The 15,197-nt window shown below is 60.3% G+C and carries 14 protein-coding genes; 6 read left to right on the forward strand and 8 right to left on the reverse strand.

Going from position 1 to position 15,197, the window contains the following annotated elements; translation table 11 throughout:
- Window positions 1-21: 21 nt before the first annotated feature.
- From BKX96_RS00205 to BKX96_RS00225, 5 genes are all read right to left on the reverse strand, one after another.
- Complete coding sequence (locus BKX96_RS00205) at window positions 22-2,832, reverse strand: FAD-binding and (Fe-S)-binding domain-containing protein (protein ID WP_077182416.1); 2,811 nt, start codon at window positions 2,830-2,832, stop codon at window positions 22-24.
- Window positions 2,829-3,500 carry a LutC/YkgG family protein gene (locus tag BKX96_RS00210; RefSeq protein WP_077182417.1) on the reverse strand — a complete coding sequence of 224 codons (672 nt, stop codon included), beginning with the start codon at window positions 3,498-3,500 and terminating at the stop codon, window positions 2,829-2,831. The genes BKX96_RS00205 and BKX96_RS00210 overlap by 4 nt, the downstream gene beginning before the upstream one ends.
- On the reverse strand, window positions 3,500-4,954 hold the full coding sequence (locus tag BKX96_RS00215) for a LutB/LldF family L-lactate oxidation iron-sulfur protein (protein ID WP_077182418.1): 1,455 nt from the start codon (window positions 4,952-4,954) through the stop codon (window positions 3,500-3,502). Before BKX96_RS00215 ends, BKX96_RS00210 begins: the two co-directional genes overlap by 1 nt.
- Window positions 4,951-5,775, reverse strand: coding sequence for a (Fe-S)-binding protein (locus BKX96_RS00220; protein ID WP_077182419.1), 825 nt, complete (start codon window positions 5,773-5,775; stop codon window positions 4,951-4,953). Before BKX96_RS00220 ends, BKX96_RS00215 begins: the two co-directional genes overlap by 4 nt.
- Before the next feature lie 151 nt (window positions 5,776-5,926).
- A complete protein-coding gene (locus BKX96_RS00225; protein ID WP_046820636.1) occupies window positions 5,927-7,621 on the reverse strand; it encodes a lactate permease LctP family transporter in 1,695 nt (564 codons plus the stop codon).
- A 263-nt stretch (window positions 7,622-7,884) separates the two neighbouring features.
- On the opposite strand from BKX96_RS00225, the gene BKX96_RS00230 reads away from it, so the two are divergent.
- Entirely contained in the window at window positions 7,885-8,652 is a 768-nt protein-coding gene (locus BKX96_RS00230) for a GntR family transcriptional regulator (protein WP_077182420.1), read from the forward strand.
- Between the two features lie 126 nt (window positions 8,653-8,778).
- Here BKX96_RS00230 and smpB read toward each other — a convergent pair whose 3' ends face one another.
- Window positions 8,779-9,261: an SsrA-binding protein SmpB gene (smpB, locus tag BKX96_RS00235; RefSeq protein ID WP_008057382.1), complete on the reverse strand. Its 483-nt coding sequence runs from the start codon at window positions 9,259-9,261 to the stop codon at window positions 8,779-8,781.
- A gap of 118 nt (window positions 9,262-9,379) precedes the next feature.
- Here smpB and BKX96_RS00240 point away from each other — a divergent pair, with 118 nt between their 5' ends.
- From BKX96_RS00240 to BKX96_RS00250, 3 genes are read left to right on the forward strand one after another with little or no spacing between them, the layout of a single operon-like run.
- Complete coding sequence (locus BKX96_RS00240; protein WP_077182421.1) at window positions 9,380-10,783, forward strand: sodium-dependent transporter; 1,404 nt, start codon at window positions 9,380-9,382, stop codon at window positions 10,781-10,783.
- Between the two features lie 7 nt (window positions 10,784-10,790).
- Window positions 10,791-11,225 carry a type II toxin-antitoxin system RatA family toxin gene (locus tag BKX96_RS00245; protein WP_046820633.1) on the forward strand — a complete coding sequence of 145 codons (435 nt, stop codon included), beginning with the start codon at window positions 10,791-10,793 and terminating at the stop codon, window positions 11,223-11,225.
- Window positions 11,218-11,532: an RnfH family protein gene (locus BKX96_RS00250; protein ID WP_046820632.1), complete on the forward strand. Its 315-nt coding sequence runs from the start codon at window positions 11,218-11,220 to the stop codon at window positions 11,530-11,532. The genes BKX96_RS00245 and BKX96_RS00250 overlap by 8 nt, the downstream gene beginning before the upstream one ends.
- A gap of 59 nt (window positions 11,533-11,591) precedes the next feature.
- Here BKX96_RS00250 and BKX96_RS00255 read toward each other — a convergent pair whose 3' ends face one another.
- A complete protein-coding gene (locus BKX96_RS00255; RefSeq protein ID WP_046820631.1) occupies window positions 11,592-12,119 on the reverse strand; it encodes an outer membrane protein assembly factor BamE in 528 nt (175 codons plus the stop codon).
- Window positions 12,120-12,216: 97 nt separating this feature from the next.
- Between BKX96_RS00255 and fur the strand changes: the two genes are divergently transcribed.
- The gene (fur, locus tag BKX96_RS00260; protein WP_003197684.1) at window positions 12,217-12,621 is read left to right on the forward strand and encodes a ferric iron uptake transcriptional regulator; all 405 of its coding nucleotides are present in this window, start codon (window positions 12,217-12,219) and stop codon (window positions 12,619-12,621) included.
- A 76-nt stretch (window positions 12,622-12,697) separates the two neighbouring features.
- Here the strand turns inward: fur and recN are convergent, their stop codons facing one another.
- Window positions 12,698-14,371: a DNA repair protein RecN gene (recN, locus tag BKX96_RS00265; protein WP_077182422.1), complete on the reverse strand. Its 1,674-nt coding sequence runs from the start codon at window positions 14,369-14,371 to the stop codon at window positions 12,698-12,700.
- Window positions 14,372-14,611: 240 nt separating this feature from the next.
- On the opposite strand from recN, the gene grpE reads away from it, so the two are divergent.
- A complete protein-coding gene (grpE, locus tag BKX96_RS00275) occupies window positions 14,612-15,178 on the forward strand; it encodes a nucleotide exchange factor GrpE (protein ID WP_046820629.1) in 567 nt (188 codons plus the stop codon).
- The last annotated feature ends 19 nt before the right edge of the window (window positions 15,179-15,197 follow it).

The raw sequence follows: 15,197 nt of genomic DNA on the forward strand, positions 1-15,197 counted from the left end.
CCCGTATTCAACCGTGCGTTTTCAAGCGGGGCGCGCTTGCGTCACGCGGTCCACCAGGTACACCAGGCTGTGATAATCGATCCCGCCATGCTGGCTCAGGCCGATTTCACAGGTGCGGCTGGTGGAAATGCCTTCGCTGCAATACTGCACCGCATCCTTCAAGGTGCGCAGCGAATGGGCGTTCAGCTCGGGGGTGGTGAAACCCTTGTCGCCGGCAAACCCGCAGCAATGAATGCCTTCGGGGATGACCACGTTCTTGCTGCATTTGCGCGCCAGATCGATCAGCGCCTGGCTTTCCCCAAGGTGCTGGGTGCTGCAGGTGACATGCACGGCGATGGGGGCTTCCTGCGGCGTGAACTGCAGTCGATCCATCAAATGCGTACGAATGAATCGCACCGGGTCGTACAGGTCCAGGCGCACATCGCCCAGGTCCTGGGTCAAGCGCAGTGAGCACGGGCTGGTGTCGCAGTAGATCGGGTCGAGTCCGCCACGGCTGGCGTGGAGCAGGGCGCCGATCAGTTCCTGGCGTTTGTGTTCGGCCTGTTCGGCATAGCCCTTGGAGGCAAATGGCTGGCCGCAGCAAAGGTTGTCCAGGTTGTCCGGGAAGACCACCTGGTAACCGGCTTTTTCCAGCAGGCCGCGGGTTTTGTCGTACAGCGACATTTGTTCCTTGTCGCCCGCCGCCGGCCCCATCGCCCGTGAAACGCACGCGGCCAGGTACACCACGCGCGGGCGTTCGTCGGTCACCGTCGGGCTGAAACGAATGGCTTTTTCCGGCTGTGGCATGGCGTTGGTCCATTGGGGGACCTGGCCCTTGGACAAGCGCGTCAAGGTCGCGGATAACTTTGCCAGGCGTGGCGCACCCAACAGCATCCGTGCGCCGTTGGCCACGTGCAGGGTGAAACGCGCACCTTGCAGCGCCGTGGCGAAATTGCCTTCCAGCCAGTTGGCAGTTTTCTTATGGGTGGCGTGCTGGCCACGAAGCTTTTTCACCAACTCGCCTGTGTTGATTCCTACAGGGCAGCGCTGCGCACAAAGACCGGTGGCGGCGCAGGTGTCGATGCCCTGGTATTCATAGGCCGCTTCGAGTTCGCGGGTGTCGACCCCGGCGCGTTTCTTCGCCTGGATGTCCCGCCAGATCACGATGCGCTGGCGCGGGCTCAAGGTCAGGCCTTTGGAGGGGCAGACCGGCTCGCAGAAGCCGCATTCGATGCATTTGTCGATGATCTCGTCGGCGGCCGGCAGCGGTTTGAGATGCTTGAGGTGGATCTGCGGGTCTTCGCTGAGGACCACGTCCGGATTGAGAATGCCGTTGGGATCGAGCAAGCGCTTGAGCTGCCACATCAACTGGTATGCATCGCTGCCCCATTCCAGTTCGACGAAGGGCGCCATGTTGCGCCCGGTGCCGTGCTCGGCCTTGAGCGAACCGCCGAACTCGACAGCCACCAGTTGCGCCACGTCGTCCATGAACGCCTGGTAGCGTGCGACTTCTTCCGCGCTGTTGAAGCCCTGGGTGAAGACGAAGTGCAGATTGCCTTCCAGTGCGTGTCCGAAAAGGATCGCTTCGTCGTAGTGATGTTTGTCGAACAACTCGATCAGCCGGTTCACGCCAAGGGCCAGTTGTTCCACCGGGAAGGTCACGTCTTCGATGATCACTGTGGTCCCGGTTTTGCGCACCGCGCCGACGGCGGGGAAGGTGTCCTTGCGGATTGCCCAGAGCCGGGCGTTTTCCAGTGGGTCTTCGGTGAAATCGACTTGCTTCTCCACCGGGAACGAGGACAGCGACGCCATGATCTGCGCCAGTTGTTCCTGCAACAACGAGGAAGTTGCCGCGCGGGATTCGATCAGCAGGGCGCAGGCGTTGTTCGACAGCTGTTGTACGAAAGCGGGCATGCCAGGCTTGTTCTGTACTGAACGCAGGCTGCGTCGGTCCAGCAGCTCTACCGCTGACACCGGTTGGCTCTTCAGCACGGTGACCGCGTTGCAGCAGGTTTCCACATCCGGGAACACGATCAACGCCGAGGCCTTGTTGGGGTGATCGATCACCGTGTCGTAGGTCACTGCACTGATGAAACCGAGGGTGCCTTCGGAGCCCACCAGCAGATGGCTCAAGATATCCACAGGCTCGTCGTAATCCACCAAGGCGTTGAGCGACAAGCCGGTGGTGTTTTTCAGACGGTATTTGTGGCGAATTCTTGCAGCCAGTTCGGCGTTGGCGCGGGTCTCGCGGCCCAAGGTCGCGAGACGCTCCAGCAGGTCGCCATGACTGGCCCGAAACGCCGCAACACTGGCGGCATCTTCGGTATCCAGACGGCTGCCATCAGCCAGCACCAGGCGAATGCCGGCCAGGGTGTGATAGGTGTTTTGTGCGGTGCCGCAGCACATGCCGCTGGCATTGTTGGCCACGATGCCGCCGATTTTGCAGGCGTTGATCGAGGCCGGGTCCGGGCCGATCTTGCGCCCGAACGGGGCCAGCCAGGCATTGGCCTGCGCGCCGATGACCCCCGGTTGCAGGCGGATTTGTGTGCCTTGGCCACGGATCTCGCGACCGTTCCAGTTATCCCCAAGCACGATCAACACCGAATCGCTGATGGCTTGCCCGGACAGGCTGGTGCCGGCAGCGCGGAAGGTCACGGGAACCCGGTCGCGCTGCGCCAGTTGCAGCAGCGCCACCACTTCGTCTTCGGACTCGACGCGAATCACCAATTGTGGAATCAGTCGATAGAAGCTGGCATCGGTGCCGAACGCCAGGGTCGACAGCGGATCGTCGAAACGACGCTCTCGGGGAATCAGTTGCTGCGCATCGCGCAGGAAAGCGGCCGGTAGACTCATTGGTCCTCCAGGATCAACACCACCAGGTCTTTCGGACCGTGGGCGCCGTAGGCCAGCACTTGTTCGATGTCAGCGGTTTTTGACGGGCCGGACACCAGCAGGGCATTGGTTGGCATTCCCTGGGCCCATTCGAACTCCTGTTGGACCTGATAGAAGTTATCGCGGATTGTACTGGCCTTGAGCAGGGCGAAATGCACCGGCGGCGCCAGGCTCATCAGGCGCGGTTCTTCGCGCGTCGGCCAGATAATCAGGCTGCCCGTGGCGGCGATTGCGCCCAGGGTGGTGGTCAGGCTGGCCGGGGTGTCGTTGAATAGCTCGGCTTTCCATTCTTCAATCGGACGGTCGTAGGCCTTGAGCGCCGGCAGCCCGGGATTTGTCGCCCAGTGCTGAGTGACGCGTTGCCCGTGCGGCGTAGTCGGCGCGATCAACAGGCTGGGCAGTTGGCGCTCCTGCAGCAGTGTCGCCAACAGCGCCGGCCATTTTTCGCCGGACGTCAGATGGATTTCCGTGTGCACCGCTTCCATCAGTTTGCGCAGCTGCGGGATGCGTTGTTCCGGGGTGTAGCTATAGGGCTGTGTCACCAGATCGACATCGAAGTTGTCAGCCACTGGCGTGGTGCCTGTCAGGCTTTTGCGCAGTTTGGCGAGGATGTTTTGCTTGGCACTCATCAACGGTCTCCCTGTTTGGCCAGATGCTCGCGAGCCATGTCGTGCAGTGAGCGGGCAGCGGGTTTGGGCGCACTGTGGTTCTGCGTCCACGGGCCGACATTCTTTGGCGCAAGGGCGCGCAGGCGAGTCGCGGCCAGGCCGAACAGGCGGTACAGCGTCGGCGAACTGTTGAGCCTGGCCCAGGCGTTCCAGATGAACCGTTCTTTGCGCGAGTACTTGCTGCCCTGGCCGCGCATCACTTGATGAGGGCTGTCGGGCGCCTTGACGTTTTCTTCCCGCAGGCGACGCAGCAATGCAGGAATCGGAATTTTGACCGGGCACACCTCGCCGCAGGCACCGCACAACGAAGAGGCGCTGGGGTGGTCCGGGACTTTCGCCAGGCCAACCATGTGCGGGGTGATGATTTTTCCGATAGGGCCGGGGTAGACCTCGCCGTAGGCATGACCTCCGATTCGAGTGTAGACCGGGCAATGGTTCATGCAGGCGCCGCAGCGGATGCAATTCAGCGTCTGGCGCAGTTCGCTGTCGGCAAAGGCCTGGCTGCGACCGTTGTCGAGCAGCACCAGGTGCACTTCCTGAGGGCCGTCGAGCTCATGTTCCTTGCGCGGCCCGGAGATCATGTTGACGTAGGTGGTGATCGGGATGCCCAGGGCCGAGCGAGTCAGTAACGACAGCAGCGGCACCACGTCGCGCAGGTTCTCTACGACTTTTTCGATGCCGGTGACGGCGATGTGCACCGGCGGCACCGTAGTGGTCATGCGGCCGTTGCCTTCGTTTTCCACCAGCAGCAGGGTGCCGGTCTCGGCCACGGCGAAGTTGACGCCGGAGACGCCGATGTCCGCTTCGAAGAATTTCTGCCGCAGGACCCTGCGACCGATCTGAATGAGTTGGTCAACGTCCTTGGTGTATTCCACGCCAAGTTTGTCGTGGAACAAGGACGCGACCTGACCGGCGTTCTTGTGGATTGCCGGCATAATGATGTGTGAAGGCTTCTCGTGGTCGAGCTGGACGATGTACTCGCCCATGTCCGATTCCAGGCATTCAATGCCCTGTTCAGCGAGGACGTGGTTCATCTCCATTTCTTCGCTGACCATCGATTTGCCCTTGATCACTTGCCGCCCCTCGTGAGCGCGGATGATCGAGAGGACGATGCTGTTGGCTTCGTCCACCGTTTCCGCCCAGTGCACTGTCACACCGTTGCGGGTCAGGTTTTGTTCAAGTTGCTCGAGCAGCTCGGGCAACTTGGATAACGCACGGGCGCGGACGGCATTGCCCAGCGCGCGCAGGTGTTCTCTTTCGTGGGCATCGCTGAAAGCCGCGGCCCGCTTGGTCATCAGCGAATCCATCGCCTTGCGGAAGTTGCCTCGCAATTGCGCATCACCCAAGGCCTCGTGAGCCCGGGTGCGGAAGTCTTCTTCTACGGCAACCGTAGGAATAATCTCGACGGCACTCATTGGGCACCCCCGGTACGCTGCCAGAGGAAACTGGCCAGGTGTTGGCCGCGCAACGCTTCCTTCTGTTTCTCCAGCGAGCCGTTGATGTTCATCAGGCAACCGCAGTCGGCACTGAGTACCTGGTGCGCACCGGATTGCTTCAGCGAGCGAGTCTTGTCAGCCACCATCGCGCCGGAAATGTCTGGCATTCGGACGCTGAAAGTCCCACCGAAGCCACAGCATTCGCTTTCGTGACTGTGCTCGACCCGTTCCACGTTGCTCAATTGCGCCAACAGTTCGCGCCCGTGCAGGTGGGTGTTCATTTCACGGCGTGCCGAACACGATGTATGCAGCGCGACTTTCACCGGCGTGCCGCTGTCCTTGAGCTGCACTTTGCAGACAAACAACAGGAATTCGGCCAGCTCATAGGTCCTGGCAGCCAGCGCCTGTACCTGTTTCAACGTGTCCGGCTCATCCTTGAACAGGTCGGCATAATGTTCGCGCAACATGCCCGCGCAGGAGCCCGAAGGCACCACTACCGGATAATCCCCGGCGAACAGCGCCAGTTGCGAGCGCGCGACGGTCCTGGCCTGCTCGGTGTAGCCCGAAGTGTAGGCCGGTTGCCCGCAGCAGCTTTGCCCTTGCGGGTACTCGACACGGATGCCTTCGCGCTCCAGCAAGTGGATCGCGTCCATTCCGGCTTGCGGGTAGAACAGATCCACTACGCAGGTCCCGAACAGGTACACCCGTTGCGGTTTTTCGCTGGGGTATTGCCGAGGCTCGGGCAGTGGCGGGGCGACACGGGTCGCATTCGGCACAGCGTTGTAAAAAAGCTCGCTCATCAGGCGTGTCTCCGGGTGGGCCCGGTTATCCGTCCGCTGAGGCCGCTGAATATAGACAGAGATGCTTTCAGCAGCCTTGCAGACCGGGTGGTGAATAGCTGACGCCGGGGTCGTGGCCCGGCGTCGGTTTTTTCCTTCTCGCCTGTAGTACTTAGTGCACCAGCATGCCGGTGAACCAGTAGGCCTGGGCCAGGGTGATCAGGCCGACAATCGTTGCAAAGAACAGGCTGTGCTTGAGGGTGAAGCGGAAAAGGTCCGATTCCTTGCCCACCAGGCCGGTCGCGGCGCAGGCCACGGCGATCGATTGAGGCGAGATCATCTTGCCGGTCACGCCGCCGCTGGTGTTCGCCGCCACCAGCAAGGTGTCGTTGACGCCGATCTGGTGGGCGGTGGTCGCCTGCAACGAGCTGAACAGTGCGTTGGACGAGGTATCGGAACCGGTCAGGAACACGCCCAGCCAGCCAAGGAACGGCGAGAAGAACGGGAAGGCGGCGCCCGTGCCGGCCAGGACCAACGCCATGGTCGAGGACATGCCCGAGTAGTTGGTGACGAACGCGAAGGCCAGCACCATGCCGATGGACAGGATCGGCCAGCGCAGTTCGTAGAAGGTCTCTTTCAAAGTGGTAAGACCAGTTTTGAAGTTGATCTTCAGGACCAGCATCGAGATCAGCGCCGAGAAGAAAATCGCGGTGCCGGTGGCGGAAATCGGGTCAAGCTTGAACACGGCCGGGAGGGCGGTCGGCGCGGCCACGATCGGTGCCACCTTGATCACCATTTGATCCAGGTGCGGGATGGCGAAGTTGAACACGAAGCTGTACATCGAGCCGCCGGCGGCAAACATCGCCTTGAACGGCTTGAGGGTCCAGATGGTTACCAGCACGGTCAGGATCAGGAACGGCGACCAGGCTTTGAAAATTTCACCCAGGCTGTAGGGCGACGCCACGGTGGTGCGCTTCTGGCCGAAACCACCGGCACTGGCGCTGACCACCGAAGCCGATACGGCACCGACGATGTGCTGGCCGGCGGCGCGTCTTGGCTGCCAGACCTTGAGGAACAGGGTCAGGGAAACCAGGCTGGCCAGGGCCGAGGTGATGTCCGGCAGTTCCGGGCCGATGAAGTTGGAGGTGAAATACTGGGTCACGGCGAAGCTCAAGCCCGCAACCAGTGCGGCCGGCCAGGTTTCGCGCACGCCGCGCAGGCCATCCATCATGAACACCAGCCAGAATGGCACGAACAGCGACAGCAGCGGCAACTGGCGGCCGGTCATGGCGCCGATCTTGAAGGCGTCGATGCCGGTCACTTGCCCGGCGACGATGATCGGAATACCAAGGGCACCGAAGGCTACCGGCGCGGTGTTCGCGATCAGGCACAGGCCCGCGGCATACAGCGGGTTGAAGCCCAGTCCTACGAGCAGCGCGGCGGTGATCGCCACCGGTGCACCGAAGCCGGCTGCACCTTCGAGGAATGCACCGAAGCAGAAGCCGATCAGCAGCACTTGCAGGCGCTGGTCGTCGGTGATCGACAGCACCGAGCTGCGGATCACTTCGAACTGGCCACTCTTGACCGTCAGTTTGTAGAGGAAGACCGCCGCCACGATGATCCAGGCGATCGGCCACAGGCCATAGGCAAAGCCATACCCGGCGGCGGCGAACGCCATGTCCACGGGCATCTTGAAGGCAATGATTGCCACCAGGATCGACAAGGCCAGGGTGATGCTGCCGGCCACGTGTCCTTTGAGGCGGAACACGGCCAGGGCCAGGAAGAAAAACACAATGGGAATGACGGCTGCGAGTGCGGACAGGCCGAGGCTGCCGAGCGGGCTGTAGAGCTGTTGCCAGGTTTGCATATGGGGTGGCCCCTAATTGTTGTTGGTCAGGCACTGATCAGCGTTCTTGGTTAATTGGCAAGACCAATTTACAATCGCTGTTGGCTAGGGTAAAAGTCTTGTAGGCGGTGTGTCAATTTGCCGCCCTAAAACTTTTGTCGTAGGCAGGGGTTTGCGAAGGATCTGCCCGGCTCGGGCAATGGTCGCGTGGCAGGTGCCTGCGCCTCATGGATAGGCCAGAATAGAGCCCCGGCGCACCGTCGGGATGGTGGAGAAATTGAGTTATGGCGTTTGATCAGATTCGGCAACGCCGTTTGTCTGACGATATTGTCGAGCAGCTCGAGGGCATGATCCTTGAGGGCACGCTGAAGGCGGGTGAGCGCTTGCCGGCCGAGCGCGCCTTGGCCGAGCAATTTGGCGTTTCGCGTCCTTCGTTGCGCGAGGCTATTCAGAAACTGACGGCCAAGGGACTGCTGGTCAGTCGTCAGGGTGGCGGCAATTACGTGGTCGAGTCCCTGGGCACGACATTCAGTGATCCACTGTTGCATCTTCTGGAAAGCAACCCCGAAGCCCAGCGCGATCTGCTGGAGTTTCGCCACACGCTGGAAGCGTCCTGCGCCTATTACGCGGCCTTACGCGCCACCGACGTTGATCGCGAACGACTGACTGCAGCGTTCAATCAATTGCAGGACTGCTATTCGCGTCACGATGAAGTCAGTCGGGCGGAAGAGGGGGCAGCGGATGCGAAGTTTCACCTGGCGATCGCCGAAGCCAGTCACAACGCGGTGTTGCTGCATACCATTCGAGGGCTGTTCGACCTGCTCAAGCGCAACGTGGTGACGAACATCGGCGGCATGTACAGGCAGCGCACGGAAACCCGCGACATGCTGATTACGCAGCACCGGGAGTTGTACCTGGCGATTATCGAAGGTCGGGCGGAACAGGCGCGGGAAGTCTCCAGTCGACACATTCTGTACGTGCAGGAGGTGCTGGAGGAGGTGCGTCAGGAAGTGCAGCGCGTGGCTCGGGCGGAGCGGCGCAAGGGGATGTAGTCAGTCAGCGATCGTTCCCACGCTCTGCGTGGGAGTGCATCCCGTGACGCTCCGCGTCACAAAGCGGACGCAGAGTGTCCATAGCTGCATTCCCACGCAGAGCGTGGGAACGATCAGGGCCAGGAATTAATCTTCCTTGCCCTTATTGCGCACCGCGCGCTGCAATTCGCGCCCGGCGTCGCGTTCGCGCTCGGTATCGCGCTTGTCGTATTCCTTCTTGCCCTTGCCCAGGGCAATCTCGCACTTGACCATGTGCTTGCTCCAGTACCAGGACAGGCACACGCAGGCGTAGCCTTTTTGCTGCACGGCGGCGGCAAGCTTTTCCAGCTCCCGCCGGTTGAGCAGCAATTTTCGCGTGCGCACCGGATCGGCGATGACGTGGGTGCTGGCGGTCGTCAGGGGCGTGATGTGACTGCCGAGCAGCCAGGCTTCGCCATCCTTGAGCAGTACGTAACTGTCAACCAGTTGCAACTTGCTTGCCCGCAGACTTTTTACTTCCCAGCCGGCCAGGACCAGACCAGCCTCGAACCGATGTTCGATGAAGTAATCGTGTCGCGCCTTTTTATTTTGCGCGATGGTCCCTGTTGGGTGTTTCTTCTGTTTAGCCATAGGGGCGGCATTATAGGGAGTTGCGCGCGAGTCGGCTACGGTGTTGCTGCGTGCTTGAGCAGGTTGATTGAATCCCGGACAATGCGGCCTCTTTTTTGAACGCTTGGTCGTAATAACGATGTCGACAGACAAGGTTTCTGTCCACGGCAGTTGGGCTAGCCGCTGGGTCTTCATACTCGCCGCGACCGGTTCGGCCGTGGGCCTGGGTAGTATCTGGAAATTCCCCTACATGGTCGGGGTCTATGGTGGCGGGGCCTTCGTGATGATGTTCCTGGCCTGCATCGCGTTGATCGGTGTACCGGTCATGCTCGCCGAAACCCTGATCGGCCGCCGCGCCCGGCAAAGCCCGGCCAACGCCTTGAAGGTGCTGGCGCTGGAAGCGGGGCATTCGACCAAGTGGTCCTGGGGAGCATTCGCCGGCATGATCACGGCGTTGCTGATCCTGTCTTTCTATAGCGTGGTCGGCGGCTGGTCGCTGGACTACATCATCGACATGGGGCGTGGCGACTTCCAGGGGGCGACGCCGGACCAGGTGGGTGCTTACTTTGGCAATGTCATCGCCGATCCATGGCGCCTGACACTTTGGCACACGATTTTCATGCTGCTATCGGCGGTGGTCATCGCCAAGGGCGTGGTTGCGGGGCTTGAACGCAGCCTGCGGATCATGATGCCGCTGCTGTTCGTGATGATCCTCGTGCTGCTGGGCTACAGCATGACCACCGGGCATTTCATGGAAGGCGTCCATTTCATGTTCGACTTCCATCCGGAAAAAGTCCTCGACGGCTTGCTGCCGGCCATGGGCCATGCCTTCTTCTCCCTGAGCGTCGGGGTGGGTTCGATCATGATCTACGGCGCCTACATGCCCAAGCATTCGTCGATCTCCGGGACCGTTGTGGGTGTGGCACTGCTGGATACCTTTGTGTCCCTGGTGGCCGGCCTGGCACTGTTTCCGATTGTGTTTGCCGGCGGCTTGAACCCGAGCGAAGGCCCTGGTCTGATGTTTGTCAGCCTGCCATTTGCCTTTGGCAACGTAGCGTTTGGCCAGTTGATGGGCGTAGTGTTCTTCGTGCTGGTGGCGATTGCAGCCTGGAGTTCGGCCATATCCTTGCTCGAGCCCATGGTGGCTTACCTGGTCGAACGCTCGAAAGTCAGTCGTGCCTGGGTCACTTTCTGGCTGGCGTTCACCTGCTGGTTTGTCGGTCTGGGCACGGTGTTTTCCTTCAATATCTGGAAGGAAGCCAAGTTTTTCGTGAACGAAGGCGGGCTGTTCCACCTCTACCAATGGGGGGCGGCGGGCGGCCTGGATTTCTTCGGTGTGATCGATTTCTTCACCTCGCGAATCATGCTGCCACTGGGCGGATTGTGTTTCGTGGTATTTGCAGGCTGGGTAATGGGGCGTGACGCGGTGCGTGACGAACTGTCGATGCGCAGCCCGATGTTGTTTGCCCTGTCCTTGTTCTTGATGCGCTATGTGGCGCCCATCGGCATTCTTGTAGTGTTTGCCGCCCAGCTGTGGAAGTGACGCTGACATGACGACACACATTTCACGTTCGGCCTTGCTGCCGTACCCCGCGCAAGCGCTGTATGACCTGGTCAACGACGTGGCGCGTTATCCGGAATTCCTGCCCTGGTGCTCAACGGCCGAAGTCCTGGAAAGCTCTGCCGACCATATGCGCGCCAGCGTGGGCGTGGCCAAGGGCGGGCTGAGCCAGCATTTCGTGACGCGCAATACCCTGGTGCCCGGCCAGTCGATCGAGATGAATCTCGAAGAGGGGCCGTTCACTCAGTTGCATGGCGTGTGGGTGTTCAAGCCGTTGGGCGAGAAGGCCTGCAAGATCAGCCTGGACCTGTCGTTCGATTACGCAGGCCCGATCATTCGCGCGACCTTGGGGCCGTTGTTCAATCAGGCGGCCAATACACTGGTGGACGCGTTCTGCCAGCGCGCCAAGCAAATGCATGGTTGAGGCGATGATAGAGATCGAGGTGGTCTACGCCGCTGTAGATCGTCAGGTGCTCTTGCCGGTGAAGGTACCGGCAGGAACGTCCGTTCGCGCAGCCTTGCTGAAGTCCGGTGTGGGTCAGGCTTTTCCTGAGCTGGACCTGGCGCAGTGTCCGGTGGGGGTCTTTGGCAAGGTGATCGTCGATGCCGAGAGTCGTCCTGTTCAAACGGGCGATCGCATCGAGATTTATCGGCCGTTGTTGGCGGATCCAAAGGAGGTGCGTCGACTGCGTGCGGCCAAGGCTGCCGAGGCCAAGGCGCGAAATAATTGAGCCCGCCAAATACCAGGCAATAAAAAACCCGGGCATGCCGGGTTTTTTTACGTCGCAAATTATTGCGGCGAGGTTTCCAGGGGTTCTGGAGTTGGAACAGGTACGGTTTCGACACCGTCCACTTCCTTCTGGATCTGATCGAGCAACGAACCTGGCTTGACTGGCTTTTCCGGTTTCGGCGGCTCGACATTCTCTGCCGGTGCGGTGACAGGGGCAGCACTGTCCTTGCCCAGAATGGCTTCGTCGCGGCTTACGCCAGGCATGAAGTCGCCAGAGAGGCTGACAAGCTGGTCATTTGGGTTGAAGATAACGCTGATGCGTTCTTGTTGGCGTTCACCGCCACCCGGTTGCAGGCTATACAGGTAATCCCAGCGATCGGCATGGAACGTATCAGTCAGCAGGGGGTTGCCCATGATAAACCGTACTTGCTTGCGGGTCATTCCCGGGCGTAACTGGTCTATCATGTCCTGCGTGACGACATTGCCCTGCTGGATGTCGATTTTGTAAACCCCGGGGAATGAACAACCGGCGAGTGCGAGCAGTCCCACAAAGGTGAAACTGGTTAGCAAGAGCTTGGTGTTTTGCATCGGTGGGCGACTTCCACTATCTTGGCTGGGACAACGTAAACGCCGATCATACCCGCATTAAGAGAAGCTGCGAAGCAGCATCGCGAGAAAGCTGACCATGGTTGAAAATAGCGAACTACGCAAAGCCGGCCTCAAAGTGACCCTGCCACGGGTCAAGATTCTGCAAATGCTCGACTCTGCCGAGCAGCGCCACATGAGTGCCGAGGATGTCTATAAGGCATTGATGGAAGCTGGCGAGGACGTCGGTCTGGCCACGGTTTACCGTGTACTGACCCAGTTCGAGGCAGCTGGACTTGTGGTGCGGCACAACTTCGACGGAGGCCACGCGGTCTTCGAACTGGACGATGGCAAGCACCACGACCATATGGTCAACGTCGAAACCAGCGAAGTGATCGAATTCTTCGACGAAGAAATCGAGCGCCTGCAAAAGGCCATCGTCGACAAGTATGGCTTCGAGATGGTTGATCACAATCTTGTGTTGTACGTACGCAAGAAAAAGTAAGCATGTCGCGCGGACCCCAGGGTTCGCGAAACGAACGAAGGCGACCCCAGGGTCGCCTTCGTGCTTTCTGCTCATCTCAAATTTTTGCGGTGACGACCATCTTCTTGGCGTGGGCCAGGGATTCCTTGGTCAGGTCGATACCGCCCAGCATCCTTGCCACTTCTTCAACGCGGTCGTTCTTGCTCAGTTTGGATACGGCCGTGCGAGTGGCATCCTCGCCGCGCACTTTATGTACAAACAAATGCTGATGGCCCTGCGCCGCCACCTGTGGCAAGTGCGTAACGGTGAGGACTTGTCCACGCTCGCCGAGACGGCGCAGCAATTGGCCAACGATTTCGGCGGTGGGGCCGCCGATGCCGACGTCCACTTCGTCAAACACCAGGGTCGGTACGCGGGAGGTCTGTGCGGTGATGACCTGGATGGCCAGGCTGATTCGCGACAGCTCGCCACCCGATGCCACCTTCGCCAGCGCTTTCAGGGGCTGCCCCGGGTTTGCGCTAACCAGCAGTTCTACCTGCTCGAGTCCGTTGGGCAGCAATTCATTGCTGCTGTTGGGTCGTAGTTCGATGGCAAAGCGCCCACCGGGCATGCCCAGTCGCTGGATCTCCTGTTCCACCGCGTTGGCCAGACTGCTGGAGGCTTGGTGGCGCAGATCGCTCAGCTCTCGAGCCTTCTCCTGGTAATGACGCGCAAAAGACGCCAGCTCATCACTCAGTCGCTCGATGGATTCATCGTTGGCGTTCAGGGTTTCGATTTCATCCAGCAAGCGCTGCTGCATCTCTGCAACCTCGGTGGGCTGAATGCGGTGCTTGCGCGCCATGGTGTAGATCGCATCGAGCCGTTCTTCCAGGTATTGAAGGCGTGCCGGGTCTGCGTCGAAATTGTCCAGGAAGCGGTTCAACTCGCCTACAGCTTCTTCAACCTGGATCTGCGCGCTGGTCAGCAAGCTGCTGGCTTCGCCCAATGCGCCAATCGAGCTGTTCACGCTCGACAGGCGATTGAGGCTCGCCGTCAGGGCGTTGAGGACATTGCCGGAATCACTCTCGCTGCATTGCTCGACCACTTGTCGACAGATACCCAGCAAGGTTTCCGCGTTTGTCAGGTTCTTGTGTTCCTGCTCCAGCTGCTCCAGTTCGTTTTCGCCGAGGCCAAGGTTTTCCAGTTCCTCAAGCTGATAGCTGAGCAACTGATGGCGGGCGCGCTGCTCATCGCCGGAGTTGGACAGTCGCTCAAGCTCGTGGTGAGTCTGGCGCCAACGCTGGGCAGCCAGCTGCACCTGGCGGGCGAGGTCCGTTGCACCAGCGTATTCGTCGAGCAGGCGGCGATGGGTGTCGGTCTTGAGCAAAGACTGATGTTCGTGCTGGCTGTGGATGTCGATCAACAGCTCACCGAGGGCCTTGAGGTCGCCCAGCGGGCAGGGCGTGCCGTTGATGTAGCCACGCGAGCGCCCCTCGGCGGTGATGACGCGGCGCAGGATGCACGGGCCCTCGTTCTCGAGGTCGCGTTCGGCCAGCCAGGTACTGGCTTCCGGGATGTCGGCCAGGTCGAAGGTTGCCAGAATGTCGGCCTTGTCTGCGCCGGGGCGGACCACGCCGCTGTCGGCTCGATCGCCGAGGGTCAGGCCCAGGGCGTCGAGCATGATCGACTTGCCCGCGCCGGTTTCCCCTGTGATCACGCTCATTCCCCGATCGAGTTCAAGATCGAGATGTTCAACGATGGCGTAGTTGTGTACGGACAGGTGCACCAGCATAAAGGCCGCTCCCAGGCTTTAGGTCTGGTTATTTATACAGTGTTTTGTTTCTGGCTGACAATGCCCTCTGTTAGCTCGTTTTGCTTGAGCCGACGAAATCCTTAGCGCGCCGGGGAATGACAATGCAGAGCTTTTTGTAGGGTTAATCTCATTGAGCCCCTTGAAGCCGGATTTTGCGGCCCCATATAGCTGGACAGAAGCGCGAGTCGAGCTCGCGGACGATATTGAAAGGAGAATTCTATGGCTGACGAACAGACAGTGGATACGCAAAATCTAGACGCCGACCAGGCTCCCCAGGCTTCGGGTGATGACCTGGCGGCGCGTGTACAAGTGCTCGAAGAGCAACTGGCAGGTGCGCAGGATCAGGCTTTGCGTGTAGCCGCCGATCTGCAGAACGTCCGCCGTCGCGCCGAGCAGGATGTAGAAAAAGCGCACAAGTTCGCGCTGGAAAAATTCGCTGGCGACCTGCTGCCGATCATCGACAGCCTGGAGCGCGGCCTGGAGTTGTCCAGCCCGGATGACGAAAGCATTCGTCCGATGCGCGAGGGGATCGAACTGACCCTGAAAATGTTCCAGGACACCCTGAAGCGTTATCAGCTGGAAGCGATCGATCCGCATGGCGAACCTTTCAACGCCGTTCTTCATCAGGCAATGGCCATGCAGGAAAGCGCTGACCTTGAGCCGAACAGTGTTCTGAAGGTGTTTCAGAAGGGCTATCAGCTCAATGGTCGCCTGCTGCGTCCGGCAATGGTCGTGGTCAGCAAGGCGCCTGCGCCAGTTTCGCCTTCGATTGACGAGCAGGCTTGAAATTAGCCGCAAGGCCCCC

The sequence above is a fragment of the Pseudomonas putida genome, assembly GCF_001976065.1.
GTDB classification, from domain to species: domain Bacteria; phylum Pseudomonadota; class Gammaproteobacteria; order Pseudomonadales; family Pseudomonadaceae; genus Aquipseudomonas; species Aquipseudomonas serbica.

What these genes read in the sequence shown, in the direction of transcription:
- fur (WP_003197684.1), top strand. Translation starts at nt 12,217, where the DNA reads ATGGTTGAAAATAGCGAACTACGCAAAGCCGGCCTCAAAGTGACCCTG.
- BKX96_RS00220 (WP_077182419.1), bottom strand. Translation starts at nt 5,775, where the DNA reads ATGAGCGAGCTTTTTTACAACGCTGTGCCGAATGCGACCCGTGTCGCC.
- BKX96_RS00215 (WP_077182418.1), bottom strand. Translation starts at nt 4,954, where the DNA reads ATGAGTGCCGTCGAGATTATTCCTACGGTTGCCGTAGAAGAAGACTTC.
- grpE (WP_046820629.1), top strand. Translation starts at nt 14,612, where the DNA reads ATGGCTGACGAACAGACAGTGGATACGCAAAATCTAGACGCCGACCAG.
- BKX96_RS00250 (WP_046820632.1), top strand. Translation starts at nt 11,218, where the DNA reads ATGGTTGAGGCGATGATAGAGATCGAGGTGGTCTACGCCGCTGTAGAT.
- smpB (WP_008057382.1), bottom strand. Translation starts at nt 9,261, where the DNA reads ATGGCTAAACAGAAGAAACACCCAACAGGGACCATCGCGCAAAATAAA.
- BKX96_RS00240 (WP_077182421.1), top strand. Translation starts at nt 9,380, where the DNA reads ATGTCGACAGACAAGGTTTCTGTCCACGGCAGTTGGGCTAGCCGCTGG.
- BKX96_RS00230 (WP_077182420.1), top strand. Translation starts at nt 7,885, where the DNA reads ATGGCGTTTGATCAGATTCGGCAACGCCGTTTGTCTGACGATATTGTC.
- recN (WP_077182422.1), bottom strand. Translation starts at nt 14,371, where the DNA reads ATGCTGGTGCACCTGTCCGTACACAACTACGCCATCGTTGAACATCTC.
- BKX96_RS00255 (WP_046820631.1), bottom strand. Translation starts at nt 12,119, where the DNA reads ATGCAAAACACCAAGCTCTTGCTAACCAGTTTCACCTTTGTGGGACTG.
- BKX96_RS00210 (WP_077182417.1), bottom strand. Translation starts at nt 3,500, where the DNA reads ATGAGTGCCAAGCAAAACATCCTCGCCAAACTGCGCAAAAGCCTGACA.
- BKX96_RS00225 (WP_046820636.1), bottom strand. Translation starts at nt 7,621, where the DNA reads ATGCAAACCTGGCAACAGCTCTACAGCCCGCTCGGCAGCCTCGGCCTG.
- BKX96_RS00205 (WP_077182416.1), bottom strand. Translation starts at nt 2,832, where the DNA reads ATGAGTCTACCGGCCGCTTTCCTGCGCGATGCGCAGCAACTGATTCCC.
- BKX96_RS00245 (WP_046820633.1), top strand. Translation starts at nt 10,791, where the DNA reads ATGACGACACACATTTCACGTTCGGCCTTGCTGCCGTACCCCGCGCAA.